A 20,218-nucleotide genomic window follows, 5' to 3' on the forward strand; every position below is an offset into this window, starting at 1 on the left:
TTAGACTCCACGTTGCTCAACAGGGGCAGGAGATGATTGTGATTTATTCGGGATCAAGCGATCGAGGACCATAATGATCGCCGGGGTCGCCAGGGCGACATACATGTTATTGATGCCGAACGGATCGCCAAGTAAATACCAAACGGAGGTCACCACGCAGGCGCCGATCAGACCGGCATTGGCGCCGCGGGTGCTCCGGAAAAACGGTGCGTAGAAGGCGATAACCGCCACCACGGTAATGGACAGGCGTATGGCGCGGGTGAAGAAGGAGAGTTTCAGCACTTCCGGCACCAGCAGCACAAAGACCAGCGGCAGGAAGCCGATAATTAACGATGCCCAGCGCGTGGCTCTGAACTCCTGGTCCGGGGTCGGGTTACGCCATGGCACGTAGAAATCTTTCACCACCAGCGAGGCAATGGCTAGGGCAACGGTACTAACGCTGACGAATATCGAGGCCACAAGTGACGTTGTCACGAGTCCCGCCAGCCACGGGTTCATGTCCTGCAGAAATACCGGCAGGGCGTACAGGCTGTTGATTTCCGGATGCAGATATTTCGCCGCCACGCCGATGATAGCGATGGCAAGGGCGATGGGCAGGCAGAAAAAGAAGGCGATCCAGGTGGAACGCTTTGCTGACCGGACATCTTTGGTGGAGCTGATCGCCTGGATAACAAACTGGGTGCAGAAGATGGAGCCGATGGTGCCGATAAGCCAGGCGAAGATGGTGCCAGCGCCAATGTTGCCATCCCACGTCCAGTAGTAATCCGGCATATTCTCAATCATCGGCGTGAAGCCGCCGGTTTTGGACAGAGCAAAACCCAGAATGATCAGCAGTCCGGCGTATTTTAACGCGCTGTGTAACATGGTGACCCAGGCGACGCCTTTCATGCCGCCGAAAGCGAAATAGAAGGTACTGACGATGGCGGTAATAAAGGCGGCCACGGGTAAGTTGACTTTTAAGACGGTGGAGATAGCCGCGGCGCCGCTGACGTAGTTGCCCACGTTAACCAGCAACAGCGCATAAATCATGATCAGGGAGATGATATTTTTGGTACTGGTGCCATATTTCTCAGCGATAGCGCCGGAGATGGTGATTTTCCCGGTGTTATAGATGCGTTTTACCAGAATCAAACCGAACAGCGGGAAACCGATGGCTGCCCCCAGCACGGACCATGAAGCGGCAATGCCGCTCTCAAAGGCGGCCTGAGCGGTACCGATGGTTGATTTGGCACCAATATATTCCGACATCAGTAATATACCGACAATTAAGGCCGGCATGGCGCGCGAGCCTTCCATAAAATCCCCGGAATTTTTACTACGAATACGGAATGTCAGCCAGGTGGTAAACAGAATATAGGCAATGACAATGCCGACAATAATAAAGGTATCTTCAGCGGTAAAATGATTCATCTTAGCCTCTCTCTGGGCGTACGAATCCTGGGTACGACGGTACCCGGTCTGTTTTATTTACGAAACGCAGCGGGTATTACGCTAAATAACGGGCAATGATGCCGCGAATTTCCTGCAGCTGCTGGTCACTGAACTGCACCGCGTAGCGGCTGTCGCCCACCTCATGACCCATTAGCTGCAGAGCTTTCTTCACCGCCGCAGGCGAGAACGCCACTTTATACAGATCGGTGCGCAGGCCCGTTACCTGCTCCTGGGCCTGGCGCGATCCGACGATATCCCCGGCGTGAAAGCGCGACCAGATGGCGTTAATTTCCGCGGGCGCGACGTTGGCAAGCCCCGAGATGCACGCCGAACAGCCGTCGACAAATCCCTGATGGATAAGCGAGTCCGGTCCGTTCAGAACGTCGAAACCGTCGATATCGCGCACCGCGTCGAGAAAACCTTTCAGGCTGTCGTAGCTGCCGGCGCTATCCTTAATGCCGACAATATTCTTGTGCCTGGCCAGCTGACGCGCGGTCTCCGGGGCAATGGTGTTCCCGGTGCGGGCGGGAATGTTGTAAAGAAAAAGCGGGACGCTCAGCGCGTCGGCGATCGCCGTATAGTGGTTAATCAGTTCTTCCTGCTTCAAGGGCACGAACCACGGGGTAATGGCCGATACCGCATCAACCCCGAGGCGGGCGATCTGCTGGCCCAGCCGGAGAGTCTCTCGGGTGGAAACCTCCCCGATATGGGCCACCACCGGGACGCGACCGGCCGCTTCTTCCACGCAGGTTCTGGCGACGGCGATCTTCTCTTCCTCATTGAGGACAAAAAACTCGCCGTTGGTGCCGCCGCAGAAAATACCGTTGCCCGCGGCGATCTGGCGCTGCACCTGCTGGCGTAGCGCTGGCAGGTTAAGCGCGCCCTCGACGGTAAAGGGGGTGACGATGGCGGTCAGTACGCCGCTGATAGCTTTCCTCATTTTACTTTCTCCTGTTAGGCATGTTCTGGAAACAGCGTCTGGTAGATGGCCGCGATCTCTTCGCGGCTGACGCTGCAGGGGGCATTGTTCATCAGGCGTTTAACGTTTTGCGCCGCCGCGCTGAGGGCGGGAATGCTCTCCTGCGGCACGCCGAGCGCGGCGAGGTTATCGGGCAGCGGTAAGCGTTTGACCAGCGCCGCCAGCCACGCGACCAGCGCATGGGATTTCTCTTCCTCGCTGAGCGTGCGATCCGCGTCGGGGATCAGATCCCAGACCTGAGCAAATTTCACCACCGCGTGGGGGCGGATCACCCGCATACAGGGCGCCAGAAGAATGGCGTTGGCCACTCCGTGCGGCAGATGCCAGGTGCCGCCGAGTGGATAGGAGAGCGCATGTACCAGGTGGGTGCCCGCATGGTTAATCGCCGCGCCGCCGTACCACGAGGCCCAGAGCATCTCCAGCTTCGCCGTCAGATCCTGCGGCTGATTCACCGAGCGTTCGATATGGCGCACCAGCTTGTGCAAACCGATTAACGCGGCGTTATCGCTTACCGGGTTGGCGACGGTGGAGGTAAAGCACTCCAGCAGATGGCACAGGGCATCAATGCCGGTCGACGCCGCGATGCTGGCCGGCATGCTGGTGGTCAGCTCCGGTAGCAGGGCGACATAGTCCGGCAGGAGCACCGGGGAGATGATCCCCACTTTGGTCTGCTGCTCGGGGATTGCCAGAATGGCGTTCGGCGTCGCTTCGGAGCCGGTCCCGGCGGTGGCCGGGATTAACAATGAGCCGATCCGTCGTTGCGGCTGCTCGCCTGCCAGCAGGGCCGTCAGAGCGGGCGCCTCAGGGTGCAGAAGTACGGACAGCAATTTTGCTACATCCAGCACGCTTCCCCCGCCGATGCCAACAACTAACTGTGGCTGGCTGGCGTCGAGCTGGCTGACGATCTGCGCCACATCGTGATGGCTGGGCTCGGCCGGTACCGTGTCAATGACCTCAACTACACGCCCCTCAGCCGCCAGCAGACGATGGATCGCCTGGGTTGCTTCCAGCGCCCCGACGTTCTTGTCGGTCACCAGCAGGATAGAGGTTTTACCGGCCAATAACGGGAGCAGAGCCGATGAGGCACCCGCCCCGCTGATAATCGTGCTGTGTATCGTCGCCACGCGTTTCTCCTTGGTAGCAATTGATTATTTTCAATCATTCGTTTGTTATGGAACTCGTCTGGTGGGGAAAAGTTATAATTTATACGGCGGATTAATAACTTGAGCTTGCTCACATTTAATCAATTATGATTGAATATAATCAATTCATAATTTCATCGACCACAAGGCAGGACAATGAACGACGGCAATAACAACGTGCTGGTGTTGGCGGATGACTTTACCGGGGCCAATGACGCCGGGGTCAGCCTCGCAGAGGCGGGAATGGCGGTGGAAGTGGCATTCACCGCCGGGCAGACGTCCTCCGTGCGGGCATTAATTCTCAACAGCGACAGCCGGGCGATGACCGCCGCCGCAGCGGCGGACAAGGTCACCGCTCTGCTGCGCGACGCAGCGACATTCGTCCCGCACTGGCAGGTAAAGAAGATCGACTCCACGCTGCGCGGGAACCCCGGTGCCGAGCTGGAGGCCATGATGGCGGTGCAGAACTGCCGGGTGGCGGTGGTGGCGCCGGCGTATCCGGCGGCCGGGCGGCATACCCGTGACGGACGCTGCTATGTGTATGGGGTGGCCCTCGATCAGACCGAATTTGCCAGCGACCCGAAAACGCCGGTGAGCCGGGCGGAGATTAGCGAAATTATCGCCATGCAGAGCCGTCTTCCCTGTCTGACCTTGAACGCTACCCAGCTCCCGGCGGCATTAGCGATGGCGGGCGAGGAGAAGCGAGTATTGATTGTCGACGCCTGGGAAGACAGCCAACTGGATCAGGTGATCGACGCCGTCGCGCCCCATGCGCGAGAGACGCTGCTGGTCGGCTCGGCGGGACTTTGCGAGGCGCTGGCCCGCCGCCTTCGCCGCAGCGAGCAGGGGCCTCTGCTGGCGGTGGTTGGTTCGATGAGCGAGATGGCGCAGCGCCAGGTCGCTGCGCTGCAGGCTCATTCCCGAGTGAGGAAGATTGAAATTGATGTCGAACAGGCCTTTAGCGGATCGCCGAAGGAGGAAGCCTCGCGGATCGCCGAGGTGCTGCGTGAGGGGCAGCACTGCGTGGTGACCACCCGCCCGAATCACGCCGCCCGGCACGGGATTGAAGCCCAGTGTCGCGAACATGGCCTCAGCCGCGCGGCCTACGGAGAGCGCATCTGCGCCTGGCTTGCCGACGTCACGGCGCAGGCGGTGGCGCAGTGCCCTCCGGGCGCGCTGTATCTTTCCGGTGGTGATGTAGCCATCGCCGTCGCGCACGCGCTGGGTGCCAGCGGTTTCCAGATCCGTGGCCGGGTGGCGGCCTGCGTTCCTTACGGACATTTTCTCGGTGGCCGCTGGTCGCGGCCGGTGATGACCAAAGCCGGAGGATTCGGCACCGACACCACGCTGTTACATGTTGTGAATTTTATTGAGGAGAAACTGAGTGTCTAAAATGATTGCAGTCACAATGGGCGACCCGGCAGGTATTGGTCCGGAGATTATTATTAAATCCCTCGCCGAGGGGGCGCTGAGCGGCGCGCCGGTGGTGGTGGTAGGCTGCGCGCAGACGCTGCGGCGGATCCTGGCGCTGAATATCACGCCGCGGGTGGAGCTGCGCATAATCGACCATCCCTCCGAAGCAGTATTTACCCCGGCGACGATTAACGTTATCGATGAACCGCTCAGCGATCCGCAGGGGCTGCATCCTGGTGAAGTCCAGGCTCAGGCGGGCGATCTGGCATTTCGTTGCATCAGACGGGCGACCGCCCTCGCACTGGAGGGCGCGGTCGCGGCCATCGCTACCGCACCGCTGAATAAAGAGGCGCTGCATCTCGCCGGGCACGCTTATCCCGGCCATACCGAACTGCTGGCCCACCTGACGCAGACTACAGATTACGCCATGGTGCTGTATACCGAGAAACTTAAAGTTATCCATATCACGACCCATATTTCCTTGCGCCAGTTCCTCGATACACTCAACCAGCGGCGGATTGAGACGGTGATTGGCGTGGCGGATCGCTTTCTGCGCCGCGTCGGCTATCCGCGTCCGCGCATTGCGGTGGCCGGCGTGAATCCGCACGCCGGGGAGAACGGCCTGTTTGGCGATGAAGAGATCCGCATCGTCGCCCCCGCGGTGGCCGCCATGCGGGCGCAGGGCGTGGAGGTGACCGGCCCCTGTCCGCCGGATACGGTGTTTATGCAGTGTCATGAGGGGATGTACGACATGGTGGTGGCGATGTATCACGACCAGGGGCACATCCCGCTGAAGCTGCTGGGATTCTATGATGGGGTGAATATCACCGCCGGGCTGCCGTTTATCCGCACCTCTGCGGATCATGGCACCGCGTTTGATATTGCCTGGACAGGTAAAGCGAAGTCTGAGAGCATGGCAACCTCCATTGAGCTCGCCATGCACATCGCGCAGGAATAACATGAAGGGATATAACCGGTTAGAGCAGATTATGGACTTCCTGAAAAGCCATAATCTGGTGACAGTCGACCAGCTGGTGGCGGCGACCAACGCCTCGCCGGCCACCATTCGCCGTGACCTGATCAAACTCGATCAGGAAGGGGTGATCAGCCGCACGCATGGCGGGGTGACGTTAAACCGGTTTATTCCTGCCCAGCCGACGACGCTGGAGAAAGCCCAGCGCAGCCCGCTGGAAAAGCAGGCGATCGCCAGCGCGGCGGCAGCGCTGGTGAAAGCCGGCGACGCCATTGTGCTTGATGCCGGCACCACCATGATTGAACTGGCGCGGCAGATCACCCATCTGCCGCTGCGGGTGATCACCAGCGATTTACATATCGCCCTGTTTTTGTCGGAGTTTAAGCAGATTGAAGTGACGATTATCGGCGGCCGCATCGATGACAGCAGCCAGTCGTGCATTGGCGATCACGGCCGCCGCCTGCTGCAGGCCATCTGGCCCGATCTCGCCTTCGTCAGTTGCAACGGCTGGGACCTTGAGAAAGGGATCACCGCCCCGACGGAAGAGAAGGCCGCCCTGAAGCGCGATCTGATGGCCAATGCCCGCCGGCGCATCCTGCTGGCGGACAGCTCGAAATACGGTGCCTGGTCACTGTTCAACATTGCCCCGCTGGAGTCGTTGACCGATATCGTTACCGACAGCCACCTGCCGGAAGCGACCCGCGAGGCGCTGGTGACCCTTTCCCCACAGCTGATCATTGCCGACTGAACCAGACGTCGCCGTCTGCCATCAGGGCAGACGCGCGATATTGGCTTTGATTACCGCAATCGACTGGCTGAACTTCGCCTGCTCTTCGTCGGCCAGCCGCAGTTCGATAATCTGCTCCACGCCCCCCTGGGCCAGCACCGCCGGCACCCCAGCCGCCGCGCCGCAGACCCCGTACTCACCGTCAAGAATGCAGGAGACCGCCAGCGCGCGGTGGCTGCCGGTAAAAATATTACGGCAGATCTCGGCGATGGTGCCTGCCACACCATATTCCGTACAGCCTTTCCCGGCGTAGATCTCAAACCCCAGCTTACGCACTTTGTCGGCCATCGCCTCGCGGTCGAGCGGCCGGCCGGTGCGCTGCTGGTAGAGGTCGGCTATCGGCGAGCCATACACCGAGGAGTGCGACCAAACCGGAAACTGAGTGTCGCCGTGCTCGCCGAGGATAAAAGCGTCGATGCTCTGGGCGCCAATGTTCAGCTCCTGCGCCAGCAGACGGCGCAGGCGGGTGGTATCCAGCCAGACGCCGGTGCCCAGCACCTGGCTGCGCGGCAGGCCGGAGAGCTGCCATACCTGCCAGGTGATGATGTCGCAGGGGTTCGTGGCCACCAGAAAGATGCCGTTAAACCCATTGGCCATCATCGTTGGCACGATGCGCTTCACTATCTTCGCGGTGGTGGTCAGTTCATCCAGTCGGCTCTGGCCTGGACGCAGCGCACCGCCGGAGACGGTGATCACCGCGATGTCGACATCAGCGCAGTCGCTAGCCTCCCGGGTAGAGATGGTCATCATCCCCGGCCGATAGGCCGCGGCATCGCTGAGGTCCTGAGCGTGTGCCTCGGCGCGCTGTTGGTTAATGTCGACGAGGATCAGCTCCTCGCAGATGCTCTGATTGAGCAGCGCGTAGGCCGCCGACGCGCCGACGTTGCCGGCGCCAATAATCATCACTTTACGGGCTTTGGTGTGCATATTCAGCTCTCAAAAACGAACGGCAGGGGATAAAATTACTGTGTTTCAGTGAGTTAGCGCAAGTGGTTGGCGGCAATATAAGTTAATGCTATGGCGGAAACCGTCCTGAGGCGCGCTACAGTGGCATAAAAAAAGGAGCTCACCTATGTATACCGTTACCGACATCGCCCCCACCGACGCCGAATTTACCGCCCTGATTGCCGCCCTCGACGCCTGGCAGGAGACACTCTACCCGGCAGAGAGCAACCATCTGCTGGACCTCGGCCAGCTGCCGCCAGAGACAGTGATCGCCCTGGCGATTCGCAGTCCGCAGGGCGAAGCCGTTGGCTGCGGGGCTATCGTCCTCAGCGCTGAAGGTTTTGGCGAGATGAAGCGGGTCTATATCGATCCACAGCACCGCGGACAGCAGCTGGGAGAAAAGCTGCTGGCGGTCCTGGAGGAGAAAGCGCGGCAGCGCGACTGCCATACTCTGCGCCTGGAGACCGGCATCCATCAGCATGCGGCCATCACCCTCTATACGCGCAACGGCTATCAGACCCGCTGCGCGTTTGCCCCTTACCAGCCCGATCCGCTCAGCGTGTTTATGGAGAAACCGCTGTTCGCCGATCTTCGTTCAGCAGCGCTATAAACGCCTCCAGCTGGCGGGTTTTGGCGCCCCGGCGCCACACCAGCCAGGTGGTGAGCCAGCGCCACTCTTCCGCCAGCGGCCAGGCGGATACCTGCTGATGGCCGGGCATACTTTCCAGCATACTGCGCGGGATCAACGCCAGGCCCGCGCCGGCGATCACGCAGGCCAGCATCCCGTGGTAAGACTCCATCTCGTGGATCCTCCCCGGGGTCGCTCTGTCGGCATGGAACCAGCTCTCAAAATGCCGGCGGTAGGAACAGTTGGCGCGAAAAGCGTAGACATTTGCCCCGTTCACTTCGCTGGCGTGGGCGATGGGCGCGTGGCCGTAGGGGGCGACGATCATCATCTCTTCAGGGAACACCGGCAGCCCCTCCAGGCCCGGATGCACCAGCGGTCCATCAACGAACGCGGCGCTCAGGGCTCCCTCCAGCACGCCGTCGATCATCGTCCCGGAGGGGCCGGTGGAGAGGGCGAGATGAATTTTCGGGTAACGCTGATTAAAGTGGGCCAGGGTGGTGGGGATCCGCACCGCCGCGGTGCTCTCCAGCGAACCGAGAGAGAACAGCCCCTGGGGTTCGTCGCCCGCCACCACCATTCGCGCCTCGTCAACCAGGGCGAGGATCTGCTGGCTGTAGCGTAAAAAGCTGTGGCCTGCGGGGGAGAGGCGCAGCCGCTGGTTCTCGCGAATAAACAGCTCAACGCCAAGATCAGCCTCCAGCTGGCGGATGCGGGTGGTGAGGTTGGACGGCACACGATGCACTTTTTGCGCCGCCTGGGTGATGCTGCCGGTGCTGGCGACAGCGTTAAACATCTCAAGTTGAGTCAGGTCCATACCATTCTTCTTTTGTGAATGCGTTGCTTAATATTATTCATTTTCAATGAATGAAAAGGTAAGCCAGAATACGCTCACTTCGCAAGCAACGAGAGAGAGAATAACGATGAATTTATCTGCAACGCACGCCGTATCCGTCAACCCGACTACCGGTGAGGTGGTCTCCTCGCTGCCGTGGGCCAGCGAACGCGAGGTCGACGCGGCTATCGCTCTCGCCGCGGCGGGTTATCGCCAGTGGCGTCAGACGCCGCTCGCCGCACGCGCCGACGCGCTGCGCCGCATTGGGGCCGAGCTGCGCGCCCGCGGTGAAGAGGTGGCCCAGACGATCACGCTCGAGATGGGCAAACCGATTGCTCAGGCTCGCGGCGAGGTGGCGAAATCCGCCAACCTCTGCGACTGGTATGCCGAACATGGCCCGGCGATGCTGGCGACCGAAGCCACCCAGGTGGAAAATAACCAGGCGGTGATCGAATATCGTCCGCTGGGAGCCATTCTGGCGGTGATGCCGTGGAATTTCCCGGTCTGGCAGGTGCTGCGCGGCGCGGTGCCGATCCTGCTGGCCGGCAACAGCTACCTGCTGAAGCATGCCAATAACGTAATGGGCAGCGCCCGTCTGCTGGGCGAAATTTTTGCCGCCGCCGGCCTGCCGGAGGGGGTTTTTGGCTGGGTCAATGCCACCAATGACGGCGTTTCGCAGATTATCAATGACGACCGCATCGCGGCGGTGACCGTCACCGGCAGCGTCCGCGCCGGAAAAGCGATTGGCGCTCAGGCGGGCGCAGCGCTGAAAAAATGCGTGCTCGAGCTGGGGGGATCCGATCCCTTTATCGTCCTGAACGACGCCGATCTGGATGAAGCGGTAAAGGCCGCCGTCACCGGCCGCTATCAGAACAGCGGCCAGGTGTGTGCCGCGTCGAAACGATTTATCCTCGAAGCCGGCATTGCCGAAGCCTTCACCCGCAAATTTGTCGACGCCGTCGCGGCGCTGAAGATGGGCGATCCGCGCGACGAGCAGAATTACGTCGGGCCGATGGCGCGATTCGATCTGCGCGATGAACTGCACCAGCAGGTCACGGCGACCCTCGATGAAGGCGCGACCCTGCTGCTGGGGGCGGAGAAAATCGAAGGGGCGGGCAATTACTACGCGCCCACGGTCCTGGGCAACGTCACCGCCGGAATGACCGGCTTCCGCCAGGAACTGTTTGGTCCGGTGGCGACCCTGACCACCGCCCGAGATGCGGACCACGCGCTGGCCCTCGCCAACGACAGCGAATTTGGCCTGTCGGCAACGGTCTACACCACCGACGAAGCGCAGGCTCAGCGCTTTGCCCGCGAGCTGGAGTGCGGCGGCGTCTTCCTTAACGGCTACTGCGCCAGCGACGCCCGGGTGGCTTTCGGCGGCGTGAAGAAGAGCGGTTTTGGTCGTGAACTGTCGCATTTTGGTCTGCACGAGTTCTGCAATGCGCAGACCGTCTGGAAAGACCGTCGCTAATCTGCGTTTGCCCCTGACGACCGTCGTTCTCGTCTGCTATACTCGCCCACCAAAATTCGACGGTGGGCAAGGAGCCGCGTGTGGCGACGGTGATCAATAACGCAATGCTGGAAGCCATTCTGGCAGAAATCAGGCCGCTGATTGGCCGCGGTAAAGTGGCGGATTATATTCCGGCGCTGGCCAGCGTCAGCGGCGACAAGCTTGGCATCGCTATCAGTACAGTGGACGGGCAACATTTTGCCGCCGGCGATGCGCATGAACGATTCTCCATCCAGTCGATCTCCAAAGTATTGAGTCTGGTGGTGGCCATGAACCACTATCAGGAAGAAGAGATCTGGCAGCGGGTGGGGAAAGATCCCTCTGGCCAGCCGTTTAACTCGCTGCTGCAGCTGGAGATCGAGCAGGGTAAACCGCGCAACCCGTTTATCAACGCCGGGGCGCTGGTGGTTTGCGACATGCTGCAGAGCCGGCTCAGCGCGCCGCGCCAGCGGATGCTGGAGATAGTCCGCCGCCTCAGCGGCGTGGCCGATATCGCCTACGATCCGCTGGTGGCCCGCTCTGAGTTTGAACATTCGGCACGCAACGCCGCCATCGCCTGGCTGATGAAATCCTTCGGCAACTTCCATAACGACGTCACCACCGTGCTGCAGAACTATTTTCATTACTGTTCGCTGGAGATGAGCTGCGTCGAGCTGGCGCGAACCTTTCTCTTCCTCGCCGACCGCGGCATCGCCCCGCACCTGGAAAAGCCGGTTATCGCGCCTATTCAGTCCCGTCAGGTGAATGCCCTGATGATGACCAGCGGCATGTACCAGAACGCCGGCGAGTTCGCCTGGCGCGTGGGGCTGCCGGCGAAATCGGGCGTCGGCGGCGGAATTGTGGCGATCGTGCCGCAGGAGATGGCGATCGCGGTGTGGAGCCCGGAGCTTGACGAGGCGGGTAACTCGCTGGCCGGGGTGGCGCTGCTGGAGAAACTGACTCAGCGGCTGGGGAGGTCGGTGTTCTGATGGTCGATCAGGATCGGTTGTTTGCTCGTCTGGCGCGCTCGACGTTTCGTTCGCGCTTCCGGCTGGGGATGAAAGAGCGGCAATATTGTCTCGATAAGGGACCGGAGGTCATCGACCAGCACGCCGCCGATTTCATTCGCCAGCGGCTGGCATCCGCCGCGCCGGCCAATGATGGCAAGCAGACGCCGATGCGCGGTCACCCGGTGTTTATCGCCCAGCACGCGACCGCCACCTGCTGTCGCGGCTGCCTGGAAAAATGGCACGCCATTCCCCACGGCCGCGCGCTGAGCGAGCAGGAACAGCGCTATATTGTGCAGGTGATCCACCGCTGGCTGGTGCTGCAGATGAACGCGCCGTCTGTGCGCTAATTTGCATTTGATCGGCGCCGGAGTATGCCTGATAAATATTCTCATGTTATGATAATCCGCTAACTAACTATTAACATAATAATTGCCTGAAACAATTAGACGGATAATTACTGAATGTCTTCACTGTCGATTCGGTCATTTACGCTGTTTCGTGAAGAACAACCCGTGCGCGATGCACTGGTCTTATTTACGTTAACACTACTGCTGCATTTTCTGGGCGCCATGCTGCGTCTGGTGCAGGAGCTCTCTTTCTTCTGGCCGCTCAACGCCGTGATGGCCGGGATTTTTGCGCGCTACGTATGGCTTAATCGCAGCTATTTTTATGCCGTCTGCTTTGCGGCAATGCTGGTCTATGACGGATTAACCTCGCGCTGGGGAATGGGCTTTGCCTCATTGCTGATTAACTTCTCCAATATTGTATTTATTGTGACCCTGGCACAGCTGGTGCTGTGGGATAAACGACGCGCCGATTCCATGCCAGGCCCGATTAACGCGCTTAATTTATTCTGTTTCTGTCTGTTAGCCGCGTTGCTGTGCGCAGCGGTCGGCGCGCTGGGGTCGGTGGACGTCGAGCGCGCCACCTTTATTCCCCAGCTGGCGGACTGGTTTAGCGAGCAGTTCTCGACGGCGGTGCTTATCCTGCCGTTTATTCTGACCCTGACGCTGCCATCCGCGTTAAGCGGTTTTCGCTTTCACCAGCTGCTGCCAGCGCTGGCGCTGGTGCTGTCGATTGCCCTCGGCGTGGCGGTGGGCGGCGCCGGCAGCATTACCTTCCCGTTACCGGCCCTGATCTGGTGCGCCGTGCGCTATCCGCTGCCGCTGACCTGCCTGTTGACCTTTCTCACCGGCATCGGCGAGATACTGCTGGTGGCCAACTCGTTAATTCACTTTTCGCCGGATACGCGAATGCAGCCGTGGCAGCTGTTCTCCACCCGCCTGGGGATCGCGGCTATGCTGATAAGCCCGGTGATCGTCGCCTCCAGCGTCGAGGCGATTAACATGCTGGTGAAGCAGCTGGCCCTGCGCGCTGATTTTGATTTCCAGACCCGCGTCTATTCCCGTTCCGGGCTGAGCGAGGCGCTGAAGCGCCAGGCGCTGCCGGCAGATAAGCTGCTGACGGTGATGGTGCTGGATATCGATGGCTTCAAGCGAGTGAATGATGCTCTGGGCCATGAAGGCGGCGATTGCGTGCTGACCCAGTTTGCCCAGCAGGTTCGACACCTGGTGGGCGAGCAGGGGATGGTTGCCCGTATCGGCGGCGAGGAGTTTGCCGTGGCCGCCGTCGTCGACAGCGCTCAGCAGGGCTATGTGCTGGCGGAGAAGATCCGCCACGGTGTGGAGTCGCAATCCTTCGGCCTCGGTCAGAACCCGATCCATCTGACCATCAGTATGGGACTGGAGACCCGCGAGGTGGGCCACGCCCGCATTACCGAACTGTTTAACCAGCTGCTGCTGGCGGCGGATGATGAAATGGTCAAAGCCAAACAGACCGGCCGTAACCGCATCTGTATGCCGGCGCTCACCGAAAGTGCGCCATAAGAAAATCCTATCAGGATCTCTCTTGTGTTAATTTTTGGTTAAAAACATAGTGATGTGGTCGATAACAGGGAGCTCTTATGACCACATCCTTTTCATTACGCACGCTGTCGCGTGACGATATTCTTCATCATCTTCCGGCATTAAGCGATATCCTGGCCAGCTGCGTTAACGGCGGCGCCTCGGTGAGCTTTATGCTGCCTTTTAGTCTGCAAACCGCGACGACCTTCTGGCAACGTACCGCTGACAGCGTGGCGGCCGGGGAGCGCATCGTGCTGGCCGCCCTTGACGCTGACGCGCGCCCCGTCGGCACCGTGCAGCTGATTATCAGCCAGCCGGAAAATCAGCCGCATCGTGCGGATGTCGCCAAACTTTTGGTTCACCAAAATGCCCGCCGCCAGGGTATTGCCAACGCGCTGATGGCGGAGCTGGAGCAAACCGCTCGTCGGGAAGGGAAGACAGTGCTGGTGCTGGACACGGCGACCGGCAGCGGGGCGGAGCAGTTCTATGTTCGCTGCGGTTGGGAAAAAGTGGGGGAAATTCCGCGCTATGCGCTGATGCCAGACGGCAAGATGACTGCCACCTCGCTGTTCTATAAGTTTCTGCCCTGACGGCCGCTATTGCAGAATGCTTTGATCAAAACAGGGTTTCAGTGGTCGTAAAACCTGATAACTTATTGGACCAATTACTCAGGTTGTATGACTACTATTAGAGGGAACCCATTGTGAAAACATTAAACCGTCGTGATTTCCCCGGCGCGCAGTACCCTGACCGTATCGTCCAGTTTGGTGAAGGCAACTTCCTGCGCGCATTCGTTGACTGGCAGATCGACCTGCTCAACGAGCATACCGACCTGAATGCGGGCATCGTGGTCGTTCGCCCCATTGACACGGATTTTCCACCGTCGCTGAACACCCAGGACGGCCTCTATACCACCATTATCCGTGGTCTCAACGAGCAGGGCGAAGCGGTTAGCGACGCGCGGTTGATCCGATCGGTCAATCGCGAAATCAGCGCTTACGCTGACTACGACGCTTTTTTACGTCTGGCGCATAACCCGGAGATACGGTTTGTCTTCTCCAATACCACCGAGGCAGGCATCAGCTACCATGCCGGGGACCGGTTTGACGACGCGCCGCCGGTCAGCTATCCGGCGAAACTAACCCGCCTGCTGTTTGAGCGTTACCAGCATTTCGCCGGCGCAGCCGATAAGGGATGGGTGATTATCCCCTGCGAACTGATCGATTATAACGGTGAGGCGCTGCAGGCCCTGGTCCTGCGCTATGCCGCCGAGTGGCAGCTGCCGCAGGACTTTATCAACTGGCTCACCTCGGCGAACACCTTCTGTTCCACCCTGGTGGATCGCATTGTGACCGGCTATCCGCGCGATGAAGTGGCGGCTCTGGAGGCGCAAACCGGCTATCAAGACGCTTTCCTCGATACCGCCGAGCACTTCTATCTGTTTGTTATCCAGGGGCCCGCTTCGCTGGCCAGCGAGCTGCGTCTCGATAAGCTGCCGCTGAATGTGCGTATCGTCGACGATATCAAGCCCTATAAAGAGCGCAAAGTGGCGATCCTTAACGGGGCGCACACCGCCCTGGTGCCGGTGGCCTTCCAGGCTGGAATCGACACCGTCGGCGAAGCGATGAACGACGCGGAGATTTGCGCGTTTGTCGAAAAAGCGATTTATGACGAGATTATTCCGGTGCTGGACCTGCCGCGCGATGAGCTGGTGTCATTCGCCAGCGCCGTGACCGGGCGCTTCCGCAATCCCTATATCAAACATCAGCTGCTCTCGATCGCCCTCAACGGGATGACCAAGTACCGCACCCGTATTCTGCCGCAGCTGCTGGCAGGGCAGAAGGCGCATGGCACGCTGCCGCCGCGCCTGACCTTCGCGCTGGCGGCGCTGATTGCCTTCTACCGAGGAGAGCGGGAGGGGACAAGCTATCCGGTACAGGATGATGCTGACTGGCTGACGCGCTACCAGACGCTCTGGGCCCGCCATCGCGACGGTCAGATAAGCACCCGCGAGCTGGTTTCCGCTGTGCTCAGCGTGGAGTCCCACTGGGAGCAGGATCTAAGCCAGATCCCCGGACTGGTGGATCAGGTCGCCGCTGACCTTGACGCTATTCTGACCCGCGGGATGCGCGACGCCGTCAGGCCGCTCTGCTGATAGCGAAGTCTCTTCTCTTCACCCGGCTGCTGCCGGGTTTATTGGCACTCAAATTAGTTACAACATACTTTTTTATTGTCCCGATAGAGCCGGTCAGCAGCCCCGCTGCAAAAGGCTTTTTAGTGCCAAATCGCCCTGCGCAGGCGGGAATTATGGTTAAGCCGCTTGAACAAATATCTGCGCAGGAAAATAATGGCCTTAATACCTGGTTCCTGCCAATGTTCGCAGGCTAATTCATTCATCTGTAAGGAAACTCGCATGGTCATCGATATCCGGGAAGTACGGCCGCATGACAAAGCCGAATGGCTTCAGCTCTGGGAAGGCTATACCCACTTCTACGGCAGTCCGCAGCCGGAAGAGGTGACCGAATGCACCTGGCAGCGGATGCTGGACGTGAACTCACCCGTGCTGGGCAGGGTCGCAGTGGTGAATGATACGGTGGTGGGATTCGCTATCTGCATTCTGCACGAAGGCACCTGGGTCACCACGCCAATCTGCTATCTGGAGGATCTGTTCGTCGATCCAGCCTTCCGCGGACAAGGCATTGCCAGAACGCTGATTAAGTCGCTGCAAACCGAAGGGGCTGATCAAGGCTGGTCACGTCTGTACTGGCATACTCGCCGTGATAATCCCGCCCGCCACCTGTATGATGAATTCACCCCAGCTGACGATTATGTACGCTACAGGATCACCCTTGACTCCTGAAGCGATAAGATGCTGTTAAGCTTTTCCCGCTATAACAGGGGAAACAGGCTCAGGAGAAGCAACGATGGAAAAACGTCTCGAAACAGTGGTCAATCTGATAATGTTTCTTTCGCTATTGGCGACGGCCTGGGATCTGTCACTGGTGCATCATCTCGCCTGGTAGCAACTAAATAGCCTGAATCGCGGCGCCCCTGCAGGCGCCGCCTGACTTATTCACCCGCCATTTTGCCGGCGCTAAAACTCCAGTCCTCCAGCTGGTTAAACTGGATCACCACCATCACGTCCTGCGGGCTGACCGCCATCTCATCGGCTAACCGCGCGCAGAGCCGACGATAGAGACCCTGTTTCTGCGCCCGGCGGCGCGGTTTTCCGGCGAAAATATGAAACAGCACGAAGCGATCGCTGCGACCGCCGCTAAGATAATGCGGGTCGTAAATGCGCTGCCCGTCGGCGGTCTGCTCGATAAACTGAAATTTGTCCGCCGGCGGCACGGCAAACTCCGCCACCAGGCACTCATGGAATAGCGCCGACAGCTGAGCAAACTCCGCGGGACGCCATGCCGTACCAAGCGAAATTCGGGTCAGAGGCATGGCGCCTCCTGCGCGTTCAGGCAGGTCAGGGCGCTGGCCGCCGCCGGCCAGCCGGCGTAGAACGCCAGGTGGGTAAATAATTCGACAATTTCCTCCTGGCTCAGGCCATTTTGATAGCCGTAGGCGATATGCCAGGGCAGTTGCTCGGTTTTGCCCAGCGCCGTCAGGGCGGAGAGGGTGATTAAGCTGCGTTCCCGGGGCGACAGCTCGCTGCGCGCCCAGATATCGCCAAACAGCACCGTTTCGGTCAGTTCTGCCAGTTTTGGCGCAATGGCAGCCAGCGTGTGGCGATCGACAGGGGTGGTATCCATGGTGACTCCCGTTACAGGTTGAAGTGGTCGTCACTGTCGCACGCTGAGGAATGTGTTGAATATCGCAATGTTCAGGATAATTGATCCTGAAAAACAGGAATGTTTGCTGGCTCGACTTGCTTATGTATTGGTTATGTTTTACGCCACGCTCAAGGCAACCCTCAGGCGGCTATTTTTCGCGCCACGATAAACAGACGTGGGAAGCGTAGAAGCACCATTCCGTTACACTGTAACGGATAGTGGTCGGCCAACGATGCCAAATAGCGGGTCAGAAAGGCGCTTTTGGCCTGCTCATCGAGGTCCGTCAGATAAGGTCCCAATCCGGTGCCCTGCAGCCAGTCGACTATCGCCTGATGAGAAGCGAGCGGATGAAGATAGGTGGTGCGCCAGATATCAACTTCACAGCCCTGACGGGTGAGCAGATCGTACCAGGCGTCCGGCGGAAGCAAGGGCTGGCGGCCGCGGTCCGGCAATCCCAGCTCGCCGGCGACCTGACGCATCAGAGTATGGGAGGGCTCCTGCCAGTTATCCGGCATCTGCACCGCCAGCGTACCGTTATCCGCCAGCTGATTCACCAGATGCGGAAACAGCGTCTCATGATCCGCCAGCCACTGCAGCGAGGCGTTGGCATAGATCACGTCTGGCGGTTGCGCAGGCCGCCAGCTGGCGATATCGGCCTCGATGAACTCACAGTCGGGTAAGGCCCGCACCGCCTGGTCCAGCATGGCCGGGGAGTTATCGATACCGACGATCGCCGCCAGCGGCCAGGCGGCACGCAGCAGGCGGGTACTGTTGCCCGGCCCACAGCCGAGGTCAACGACGCTCTCAACCTGCAGGTGAGCGATACGGGAAAGCAGGTCAGCCGCCGGGCGGGTGCGCTCAGCGTCAAACTGCAGATACAGCGAAGGATTCCAGTCAGCCATCGGGCGTTGTCCTGTGTGAGGGAGACAGGGCAAAGCATAGAACGCCCAGGGCCGCCTGTCAGGGGAAATGATCCCCTGCAGCATCTGGCAGCGTGACACTGTCACAGATAAAATGGCATCAGCAGGCTATCGCGTGCGGTATGGGCACATTGTGAGGGGAAGCGGATTGGTCAGCATCTGCGCCCGCAGCGGGCGCAGTGGCTTATTCGGCGTTCTTCAGCGCTTCGGCGCGGCTGGCGGTGGCGTAAACAAAATCCAGCATCGGCTCGAGATCGGTATCGTAGCCGGCCTGAATAATCTTCCCGCGCAGCCATTCGATTTCACTGGTGATATCGGGATGGAAAATGTTGTTATCCTGCGCCCGGCGCAGCCATTTCAGCAGAAAGTTGTTCTTTCCTCGGATACCGCCCGACTTTTTCGACTTTCCGTGCATCTTCAGCGCGACCAGGACGCAGTAATAGAAATGAACGCGCTGATTAAAACTTTGGTGCATGTCTGTGTTTCCCGCCAGAATCAGGAATTCACCGTGTGGGTCAGTGATTCGGATTGGACTACGGCGGCGGGCTGGATCGTTGCGCGATCTCTGTTGTTTTCCGCCACCGTCCTTGCATCTGTCGCCAGACGCTGAGGGGGATGTTGGCACGGAAGCCGAATCGTCGTCAATTGCCGATTCGTTTTTTGCCGGTGTCGGCAGCCCGCGGCGATCCGCGATCCGGGCCTGGCTACGTCCTGACCGCTGCCCGCTGTTGCAGATGTACGCGTAAAATCAGCAGGAAAGCGAACACGACGACGATCGCCGCCAGCAGATACAGGGTGGCGAGATCGTAGTAGCCGGCGACCCAGCCGGCCAGCGGCCCGGTCAGCCCCAGCGCGAGGTCAAGGAACGCCGAGTAGGTGCCGAGGGCGGTCCCCTGGTTTTGCTCTTCCACCTGTTTTACCGCCTCAACCCCCAACGCCGGGAAGACCAGCGAAAAACCCGAGCCGGTAAGGAAGGCGCCGATGCCCGCCACCCAGGCTGATGGCGCCAGCCAGATAAGCAGCAGGCCGAGACATTCGATGACGAAGCAGGCCAGGGAGACCGGGACTCCGCCATAGCGGGTGATGGTATTCCCCAGCACCAGGCGAACACAGATAAAGCCGACGCTGAACAGCGAGAGGGTAAACGCGGCGCCCTGCCAGCTGTGCGCGGCAAAGTAGAGGGTGATAAAGGTGGCGATAACGCCGAAACCGACGGTGCCAAAGGCCAGCCCCAGGCCATAAGGCCAGATTTTGCGCACCACCGCGTGAAAGGGCGCTCTGACACCGGCGGTCACGCTGACGTCTTGCCGCGTGCGGGCGAACAGCAGGCCGATGGCGGCGACCAGCACCACCACCGTGGCAAAGCCGCTGATGCCGAAATAGTGGTTAAGGGTGACCCCCAGCGGCGCGCCCACCGCCATCGCCACATAGGTCGCCACGCCGTTCCACGAGATCACCCGTGACGTATGGATCGCGCCGACGGTTTTGATCCCCCAGAGGGTGGCTCCGGTGGCGGTAAAGCTCTCGCCGACGCCAAGAAATACCCGGCCCGCCAACAGCGCGGCAATCGCCAGCATGGGCATCGTCTGCAACATTACCGCCAGCAGCGTGAAGGCGCCGCTAAGCAGACAGCAGACGATCCCGAGGCTAACCACTCTTTTCGGCCCCCAGATATCGGTATAGCGCCCGGCGTGCGGCCGGCTTATTAGCGTGGAGATGTACTGCAGACTGATCACAATACCGGCGACAAAGGTGCTGTAGCCCAGCTGATAGTGAATATAACCCGGTAGAACGGCCAGTGGCAGACCAATCGAGAGATAGCAGATACAGGTAAAAACAACGATCGAAATGATGCGCAAATTAAGCTGCGTGGTGCTGACGGAAGTGCTCATAGGGATAAAGGGTTAATACATAGGGATGTTTAGCATAGCGCGCCGCGAGAAGGCTGGCGAGTCGGGAAGGCGTTTTATCGGTAACCGA

21 protein-coding genes are annotated in these 20,218 nt (G+C 59.8%); 11 read left to right on the forward strand and 10 right to left on the reverse strand.

Translation table 11 applies throughout. From position 1 onward, the window contains the following. From GQR96_RS11670 to GQR96_RS11680, 3 genes are all read right to left on the reverse strand, one after another. Positions 1-1,410: a sodium:solute symporter family protein gene (locus tag GQR96_RS11670; RefSeq protein WP_048324146.1), complete on the reverse strand. Its 1,410-nt coding sequence runs from the start codon at positions 1,408-1,410 to the stop codon at positions 1-3. A 76-nt stretch (positions 1,411-1,486) separates the two neighbouring features. Next, the gene (locus tag GQR96_RS11675) at positions 1,487-2,371 is read right to left on the reverse strand and encodes a dihydrodipicolinate synthase family protein (protein ID WP_065904759.1); all 885 of its coding nucleotides are present in this window, start codon (positions 2,369-2,371) and stop codon (positions 1,487-1,489) included. Positions 2,372-2,385: 14 nt separating this feature from the next. Beyond that, positions 2,386-3,534, reverse strand: a complete 1,149-nt coding sequence (locus GQR96_RS11680; RefSeq protein WP_060655797.1) for an iron-containing alcohol dehydrogenase — start codon at positions 3,532-3,534, stop codon at positions 2,386-2,388. A gap of 174 nt (positions 3,535-3,708) precedes the next feature. Here GQR96_RS11680 and GQR96_RS11685 point away from each other — a divergent pair, with 174 nt between their 5' ends. The 3 genes from GQR96_RS11685 to GQR96_RS11695 are packed head-to-tail and all read left to right on the forward strand — an operon-like array spanning position 3,709 to position 6,686. Next, positions 3,709-4,944: a D-threonate kinase gene (locus GQR96_RS11685; RefSeq protein WP_065697128.1), complete on the forward strand. Its 1,236-nt coding sequence runs from the start codon at positions 3,709-3,711 to the stop codon at positions 4,942-4,944. Continuing rightward, on the forward strand, positions 4,937-5,923 hold the full coding sequence (locus GQR96_RS11690; protein WP_065904757.1) for a D-threonate 4-phosphate dehydrogenase: 987 nt from the start codon (positions 4,937-4,939) through the stop codon (positions 5,921-5,923). The genes GQR96_RS11685 and GQR96_RS11690 overlap by 8 nt, the downstream gene beginning before the upstream one ends. A gap of 1 nt (position 5,924) precedes the next feature. Next, complete coding sequence (locus GQR96_RS11695) at positions 5,925-6,686, forward strand: DeoR/GlpR family DNA-binding transcription regulator (protein ID WP_048324158.1); 762 nt, start codon at positions 5,925-5,927, stop codon at positions 6,684-6,686. Between the two features lie 21 nt (positions 6,687-6,707). Here GQR96_RS11695 and GQR96_RS11700 read toward each other — a convergent pair whose 3' ends face one another. Next, on the reverse strand, positions 6,708-7,652 hold the full coding sequence (locus tag GQR96_RS11700) for an L-lactate dehydrogenase (RefSeq protein ID WP_017900360.1): 945 nt from the start codon (positions 7,650-7,652) through the stop codon (positions 6,708-6,710). Positions 7,653-7,797: 145 nt separating this feature from the next. Here GQR96_RS11700 and GQR96_RS11705 point away from each other — a divergent pair, with 145 nt between their 5' ends. Beyond that, positions 7,798-8,280, forward strand: a complete 483-nt coding sequence (locus GQR96_RS11705; RefSeq protein ID WP_065697131.1) for a GNAT family N-acetyltransferase — start codon at positions 7,798-7,800, stop codon at positions 8,278-8,280. Here GQR96_RS11705 and GQR96_RS11710 read toward each other — a convergent pair. Next, the gene (locus GQR96_RS11710; protein WP_017900362.1) at positions 8,234-9,112 is read right to left on the reverse strand and encodes a putrescine utilization regulator PtrR; all 879 of its coding nucleotides are present in this window, start codon (positions 9,110-9,112) and stop codon (positions 8,234-8,236) included. The two genes, GQR96_RS11705 and GQR96_RS11710, sit on opposite strands and share 47 nt — an antisense overlap. A 106-nt stretch (positions 9,113-9,218) precedes the next feature. Here GQR96_RS11710 and sad point away from each other — a divergent pair, with 106 nt between their 5' ends. From sad to GQR96_RS11745, 7 genes are all read left to right on the forward strand, one after another. Then, on the forward strand, positions 9,219-10,604 hold the full coding sequence (gene sad / locus GQR96_RS11715; protein WP_065697132.1) for a succinate-semialdehyde dehydrogenase: 1,386 nt from the start codon (positions 9,219-9,221) through the stop codon (positions 10,602-10,604). An 80-nt stretch (positions 10,605-10,684) separates the two neighbouring features. After that, positions 10,685-11,611, forward strand: a complete 927-nt coding sequence (glsB, locus tag GQR96_RS11720) for a glutaminase B (protein ID WP_004205960.1) — start codon at positions 10,685-10,687, stop codon at positions 11,609-11,611. Then, positions 11,611-11,979, forward strand: a complete 369-nt coding sequence (locus GQR96_RS11725) for a DUF4186 domain-containing protein (RefSeq protein WP_004205959.1) — start codon at positions 11,611-11,613, stop codon at positions 11,977-11,979. Before glsB ends, GQR96_RS11725 begins: the two co-directional genes overlap by 1 nt. 114 nt (positions 11,980-12,093) lie before the next feature. Next, positions 12,094-13,518 carry a GGDEF domain-containing protein gene (locus GQR96_RS11730; protein WP_048294837.1) on the forward strand — a complete coding sequence of 475 codons (1,425 nt, stop codon included), beginning with the start codon at positions 12,094-12,096 and terminating at the stop codon, positions 13,516-13,518. Between the two features lie 77 nt (positions 13,519-13,595). Further along, entirely contained in the window at positions 13,596-14,126 is a 531-nt protein-coding gene (locus GQR96_RS11735) for a GNAT family N-acetyltransferase (RefSeq protein WP_049003686.1), read from the forward strand. A 113-nt stretch (positions 14,127-14,239) separates the two neighbouring features. After that, positions 14,240-15,691 carry a tagaturonate reductase gene (locus tag GQR96_RS11740; RefSeq protein WP_049003684.1) on the forward strand — a complete coding sequence of 484 codons (1,452 nt, stop codon included), beginning with the start codon at positions 14,240-14,242 and terminating at the stop codon, positions 15,689-15,691. A 258-nt stretch (positions 15,692-15,949) separates the two neighbouring features. After that, positions 15,950-16,396, forward strand: coding sequence for a GNAT family N-acetyltransferase (locus GQR96_RS11745; protein ID WP_004205953.1), 447 nt, complete (start codon positions 15,950-15,952; stop codon positions 16,394-16,396). 209 nt (positions 16,397-16,605) lie between these two features. Here the strand turns inward: GQR96_RS11745 and GQR96_RS11750 are convergent, their stop codons facing one another. The 5 genes from GQR96_RS11750 to GQR96_RS11770 all read right to left on the reverse strand — a co-directional run bounded on the left by GQR96_RS11750 (position 16,606) and on the right by GQR96_RS11770 (position 20,130). Beyond that, positions 16,606-16,986 carry a tautomerase family protein gene (locus tag GQR96_RS11750; RefSeq protein ID WP_004205951.1) on the reverse strand — a complete coding sequence of 127 codons (381 nt, stop codon included), beginning with the start codon at positions 16,984-16,986 and terminating at the stop codon, positions 16,606-16,608. Further along, the gene (locus GQR96_RS11755) at positions 16,977-17,297 is read right to left on the reverse strand and encodes a carboxymuconolactone decarboxylase family protein (RefSeq protein ID WP_049115607.1); all 321 of its coding nucleotides are present in this window, start codon (positions 17,295-17,297) and stop codon (positions 16,977-16,979) included. The genes GQR96_RS11750 and GQR96_RS11755 overlap by 10 nt, the downstream gene beginning before the upstream one ends. Positions 17,298-17,458: 161 nt before the next feature. Next, positions 17,459-18,220, reverse strand: coding sequence for a trans-aconitate 2-methyltransferase (gene tam, locus GQR96_RS11760; protein ID WP_065697134.1), 762 nt, complete (start codon positions 18,218-18,220; stop codon positions 17,459-17,461). A 202-nt stretch (positions 18,221-18,422) separates the two neighbouring features. Continuing rightward, on the reverse strand, positions 18,423-18,713 hold the full coding sequence (locus GQR96_RS11765) for a hypothetical protein (protein WP_004205945.1): 291 nt from the start codon (positions 18,711-18,713) through the stop codon (positions 18,423-18,425). A 229-nt stretch (positions 18,714-18,942) separates the two neighbouring features. Then, positions 18,943-20,130: an MFS transporter gene (locus GQR96_RS11770; protein ID WP_043519545.1), complete on the reverse strand. Its 1,188-nt coding sequence runs from the start codon at positions 20,128-20,130 to the stop codon at positions 18,943-18,945. Positions 20,131-20,218: the final 88 nt, after the last annotated feature.

It is taken from the genome of Klebsiella sp. PCX, from assembly GCF_021869705.1.
GTDB lineage: Bacteria > Pseudomonadota > Gammaproteobacteria > Enterobacterales > Enterobacteriaceae > Klebsiella > Klebsiella quasipneumoniae.

Coding starts and splice junctions, on each gene's coding strand:
- GQR96_RS11695 (WP_048324158.1), top strand. CDS start 5,925: ATGAAGGGATATAACCGGTTAGAGCAGATTATGGACTTCCTGAAAAGC.
- GQR96_RS11745 (WP_004205953.1), top strand. CDS start 15,950: ATGGTCATCGATATCCGGGAAGTACGGCCGCATGACAAAGCCGAATGG.
- sad (WP_065697132.1), top strand. CDS start 9,219: ATGAATTTATCTGCAACGCACGCCGTATCCGTCAACCCGACTACCGGT.
- GQR96_RS11755 (WP_049115607.1), bottom strand. CDS start 17,297: ATGGATACCACCCCTGTCGATCGCCACACGCTGGCTGCCATTGCGCCA.
- GQR96_RS11710 (WP_017900362.1), bottom strand. CDS start 9,112: ATGGACCTGACTCAACTTGAGATGTTTAACGCTGTCGCCAGCACCGGC.
- GQR96_RS11735 (WP_049003686.1), top strand. CDS start 13,596: ATGACCACATCCTTTTCATTACGCACGCTGTCGCGTGACGATATTCTT.
- GQR96_RS11685 (WP_065697128.1), top strand. CDS start 3,709: ATGAACGACGGCAATAACAACGTGCTGGTGTTGGCGGATGACTTTACC.
- GQR96_RS11765 (WP_004205945.1), bottom strand. CDS start 18,713: ATGCACCAAAGTTTTAATCAGCGCGTTCATTTCTATTACTGCGTCCTG.
- GQR96_RS11705 (WP_065697131.1), top strand. CDS start 7,798: ATGTATACCGTTACCGACATCGCCCCCACCGACGCCGAATTTACCGCC.
- GQR96_RS11675 (WP_065904759.1), bottom strand. CDS start 2,371: ATGAGGAAAGCTATCAGCGGCGTACTGACCGCCATCGTCACCCCCTTT.
- GQR96_RS11670 (WP_048324146.1), bottom strand. CDS start 1,410: ATGAATCATTTTACCGCTGAAGATACCTTTATTATTGTCGGCATTGTC.
- GQR96_RS11700 (WP_017900360.1), bottom strand. CDS start 7,652: ATGCACACCAAAGCCCGTAAAGTGATGATTATTGGCGCCGGCAACGTC.
- GQR96_RS11730 (WP_048294837.1), top strand. CDS start 12,094: ATGTCTTCACTGTCGATTCGGTCATTTACGCTGTTTCGTGAAGAACAA.
- GQR96_RS11725 (WP_004205959.1), top strand. CDS start 11,611: ATGGTCGATCAGGATCGGTTGTTTGCTCGTCTGGCGCGCTCGACGTTT.
- tam (WP_065697134.1), bottom strand. CDS start 18,220: ATGGCTGACTGGAATCCTTCGCTGTATCTGCAGTTTGACGCTGAGCGC.
- GQR96_RS11770 (WP_043519545.1), bottom strand. CDS start 20,130: ATGAGCACTTCCGTCAGCACCACGCAGCTTAATTTGCGCATCATTTCG.
- GQR96_RS11750 (WP_004205951.1), bottom strand. CDS start 16,986: ATGCCTCTGACCCGAATTTCGCTTGGTACGGCATGGCGTCCCGCGGAG.